General features: G+C 70.3%; 5 protein-coding genes. 3 read left to right on the top strand and 2 right to left on the bottom strand.

All coding sequences use genetic code 11. The features are described 5' to 3' along the window. Positions 1-300, top strand: a 300-nt coding sequence (locus tag K8556_RS38670; protein WP_370640041.1) for a hypothetical protein, incomplete at its 5' end; no start/stop codon positions are given. 99 nt (positions 301-399) lie between these two features. Continuing rightward, on the top strand, positions 400-1,569 hold the full coding sequence (locus K8556_RS38665) for a serine/threonine-protein kinase (protein WP_223745148.1): 1,170 nt from the start codon (positions 400-402) through the stop codon (positions 1,567-1,569). A 4-nt stretch (positions 1,570-1,573) separates the two neighbouring features. Here K8556_RS38665 and K8556_RS38660 read toward each other — a convergent pair whose 3' ends face one another. After that, entirely contained in the window at positions 1,574-1,933 is a 360-nt protein-coding gene (locus K8556_RS38660) for a helix-turn-helix domain-containing protein (RefSeq protein ID WP_223745147.1), read from the bottom strand. Between the two features lie 27 nt (positions 1,934-1,960). Continuing rightward, a complete protein-coding gene (locus K8556_RS38655; RefSeq protein ID WP_223745146.1) occupies positions 1,961-2,308 on the bottom strand; it encodes a helix-turn-helix domain-containing protein in 348 nt (115 codons plus the stop codon). A 194-nt stretch (positions 2,309-2,502) separates the two neighbouring features. Here K8556_RS38655 and K8556_RS38650 point away from each other — a divergent pair. Next, a partial coding sequence (locus K8556_RS38650; RefSeq protein ID WP_223745145.1) for a serine/threonine-protein kinase occupies positions 2,503-3,687 on the top strand: 1,185 nt, incomplete at its 3' end.

Genomic DNA, 3,687 nt, shown 5'->3' with positions numbered 1-3,687 from the left:
GCGGTGAGGGGCCTGGTGCTGGCGCTGGCCCTGCTGGTGGCGGGGCGTGCGCGTGCGGAAGGCGAAGTGCTGGACGTAGCCCGCGCCACCGTGACGCTTCAGGATGGACGCACGGTGGCCGTGGCTGAGGGATGCTGGCTGTCCACGGAGCGCTGCATCCTCACGGCCCGCGAGCTGCGCCGCCTCCAGGCGGAGAACGAGGTGCTACGCCAGCAGCCGCGCCCCGTCCCTGTCCTGGCTGTCGTGCTGGCCGTGGTGCTGGGGGCGGGGGCGGGCTTCGCCCTCGCCAAGGTGCGGTGATTGTCCTTTAGAGTCTGTGGTTGTGGACTTTAAAAGTTAACTGGTCTCAAACTCCTCGGGAGGCGCCGCCGCGCCTTCTCTCCCGCCTCCCGAGGAGCCATGCCCGACACGACAACCGACGACCTGGCGCGCACCGAAGCCTCCGCGCGCAGCAGGCAGTTTCCGCCGACGCCTGAGAGGCCCCTGCACCTATTCACCATCGACGGCATCCGCTACGAGGCCGTCCGCGAGTTGGTGCTGATGCAGACGGGCGAGGTGCTGATGCTGGCCCAGCGCTTCACGGAGCGCGGCAAGAAGCTGCCCAGCTATTGCTTCGTGCGGCGGCTGGCGAACCCCTCCACCTTCATGCAGCGCACGCGGCTGGGGGAGGAGATTCAGCTGGCCTTCCGCCTGCGCCACCCGGCCATCGCCACGGTGTTCCACCGCAAGGTGCACAAGGGCGCGCTGCACGCCGTCATGGAGTACGTGGACGGCCCCTCGCTGGAGACGCTGGTGAGTGCAGGGGTCGCGCGCGGACGTCCCGTCTCCGAGGCCTTCGCCCTCTACGTCGGCGCGGAAATCGCGGAGGCCCTGCACCACGCGCACACGCTGACGGACGTGGACGGCAAGGCGCTGGGCATCATCCACCGCGACGTCAACCCCCGGCACGTCTACGTGGGGACGCAAGGCGAGGTGAAGCTGACGAACTTTGGCGCGGCCTACTCACTGGTGGTGGGCCGCGAGGAGTCGCCCGCGAATCTCGTCCGTGGAGACGTGGCCTACGCCTCGCCGGAGTACCTGACGCGGCAGCCTCTGTCACCGCGCTCCGACGTCTTCAGTCTGGGCGTGCTGTTGGTGGAAGTCTTCACCGGCAAGCACCTCTTCGACGTGGAGGACGTGCCGCGCCCGCCCAAGAAGAGGGTCCGCCTCCAGCCGGAATTCCTCCCCTCCTTGCCGCTGACGCAAATGCAGGTGCTGCTGGCCCGCTTCGGCCCGGAGGACGTCGAGGGGGCGGTGGCCTCACTCTCTGCGGACGTGAAGGCCATGCTGCATGTCGCGCTGCGCGCAAAGCCCGAAGAGCGGTTCGCCACGGCGGCGGACATGCGCGACGCGATGCGCGTCGCCCTGGCGCGGCGCCACCCGGGCTACGGCCGGCAGGAAGCCGCAGCGGAGTGGGCCCAGGTGCTCGCGGAAGGCAGCGCCCTGCGCGACGAGGTGGAGTTCGGCGAGGAGGGCTTCTTCCCCGACGGGCTGGAGGCTCACGAGTTGGAGGGCTTGAAGCGGGAGTAGGGCTTCAGCGCGCCAGAGCCGTGGCAACATGGAGGAGGGCAGCGAGGTCCTCCGCGTCAAGCTTGCGCGCGAGGTGGAGGAGGCGCCGCAGCTCCGGGGCGTCCTCTTCCTTGGGCTTGGGCTTCGCGGCCTTGCGCACGTCGCCCGTGGGCGTCAGGCCCATCAGCTTCTCGGGTGACACCCGCAGCTCCCGGCAGAGGCGGTAGAGGGAGGGGACGCTGGGAAGCATCTTCCCGCGCTCCAGGCGGTTGTAGACGGGGTGCACCAGCCCAATGCGCTCCGCGACTTCGGCCTGCGTCAGGCCCAGGTGCTGGCGGGCGGCGCGGGCCTCCGTGCCGATGGTGATGCCGAGTTCCTCATTCATGGCGGGCGCAGCGTAGCCGAGGCCGCGCTACCGGGACTCGGGAAGCAGCAGGAGCAACGCCCGCACCTGGGGCTCCTCCAGGGTGCGCACACGCAGGAGGAGCTGGTGCCGCGCAGGCAAGTCGTCGGAAGGGGGCGTGTGACCCATCAGCTCGTCTGGGGTGACGCCCAGCGCGCCGCACATGCGTTGGAGCGTGGAGACGCGGGGAAGCACGCGGCCTCGCTCCATGCGGCTGTAGACGGCATGCGCGAGGCCCACGCGCTGGGCCATCTCGGCTTGAGTGAGGCCCAGGCGGGTGCGTGCGGCTCGCGCGGCGTCACCAATGGTGCTGGCGAGGGGCTGGGAATGGGCCGGCTGCGAGGAGGGGCGCGCCATGGCGGAAGCGTAACCGAAGGTTCGCCAAGAGTGAATGCTGGAGGTTGGGCGAAATGCAATGGACTCCAGAAGTCCTCTCTGGGGCGCCCGCCCAGAGGGAGGGATTCCCGGGCTTCTCAAGCTTCTGGTAGGGTCCGCGCCCCGCTGGGAGGACGCCGCATGGAAGAGGCCAGGGAGCCCGAAGGACGGACGCCATGATGCGCGGGCCACCTCCAGCCGCGCTGTCTCCTGGGGCCCCGGTGTTGGGCTACACGGTGGAGCGCCAACTGGGGCAGGGCGGCTTCGGCACGGTGTACCTCGCGCACTGCGAGGGCCAGCGCTTCGCCCTGAAGCTGTTGCACCTGCCGCGCGTAGGGGAGAGGGCGGAGCGCGAAGTCTCCATCCTCACCCGCCTGCATCACCCCAACGTGGTGCGGATTCTGGGGCATGGCTACTGGCCGGTGGCCCAGCCGCAATTCGCCGTCATCGCCATGGAGTACGTGGAGGGGCGTCAGCTGGACGCGTGGGCCGACGCGGAGAACCCCACGGCGCGGCAGGTGGCGCGCGTGCTGCTGGGCGTGGCACGGGCGCTCGCCGCCGCCCACGCGGAAGGGGTGCTGCACCGGGACGTGAAAGAGGCCAACGTCATGGTGCGCGCCTCGGACGGCCTGGCCAAACTGGTGGACTTCGGCATCGGCGACTACGCGGGCGCGCGAGAATTGACGGCGGACATCCTGCCGCCCGGGACGGTGGACTACCGCTCCCCGGAGGCATGGCGCTTCCTGCGGGCCCACCTTGAGGACCGGGACGCTCGTTACACAGCGGGGCCTGCGGACGACTTGTGGGCGCTGGGGCTTGTCTCTTACCGGCTGCTGACGGGGCGCTTCCCCTTTGATGGCGAGGACGGCGCCAAGTTGACGGAGGCGATTCTCTCCAGCGCGCCCACGCCGCCGCACGAGGAGAACGAGCGGGTGCCTCGGGCGCTGAGCGACGTGTGCCTGCAGCTCCTGGAGAAAACGCCCCAGGCACGCACTCCGAGCGCCCAGGCGCTCTGCGAGTCGCTGGAGCAGGCGCTACGCGGCGCGGACGCGACGTGGGACGTGCCGCTCTGCGACGCCTACGACGAGGACTCCGCGACGACAGAGGGGGAGGACATCGACAGCTTCGAGCAGTGGCGGCACGAGCCACGACACCGTCCCCGTCGAGGCAAACGCATTCCCCGGAAGCAGGTGCCAGCGGTGGGCGCGGCTGCGGTGGCGAGCGAGGTGTCGCCTCCCTCGACGACCGTGCGTGTGGCGCTTGCGAAGCGCTGGGCCTTCCGCACCTGGGCGGCTCTCGCAGTGGTGCTCGTCTTGACGGGGGCGGCATGGGGCCTCGGGACGTCGCGCGTCGTGCGTCCA

The organism is Corallococcus sp. AS-1-12, from assembly GCF_020036995.1.
Taxonomy (GTDB): domain Bacteria; phylum Myxococcota; class Myxococcia; order Myxococcales; family Myxococcaceae; genus Corallococcus.
The sequence above is the reverse complement of the archived record's forward strand: the minus strand, read 5'-3'. Positions and strand labels throughout refer to the sequence as shown.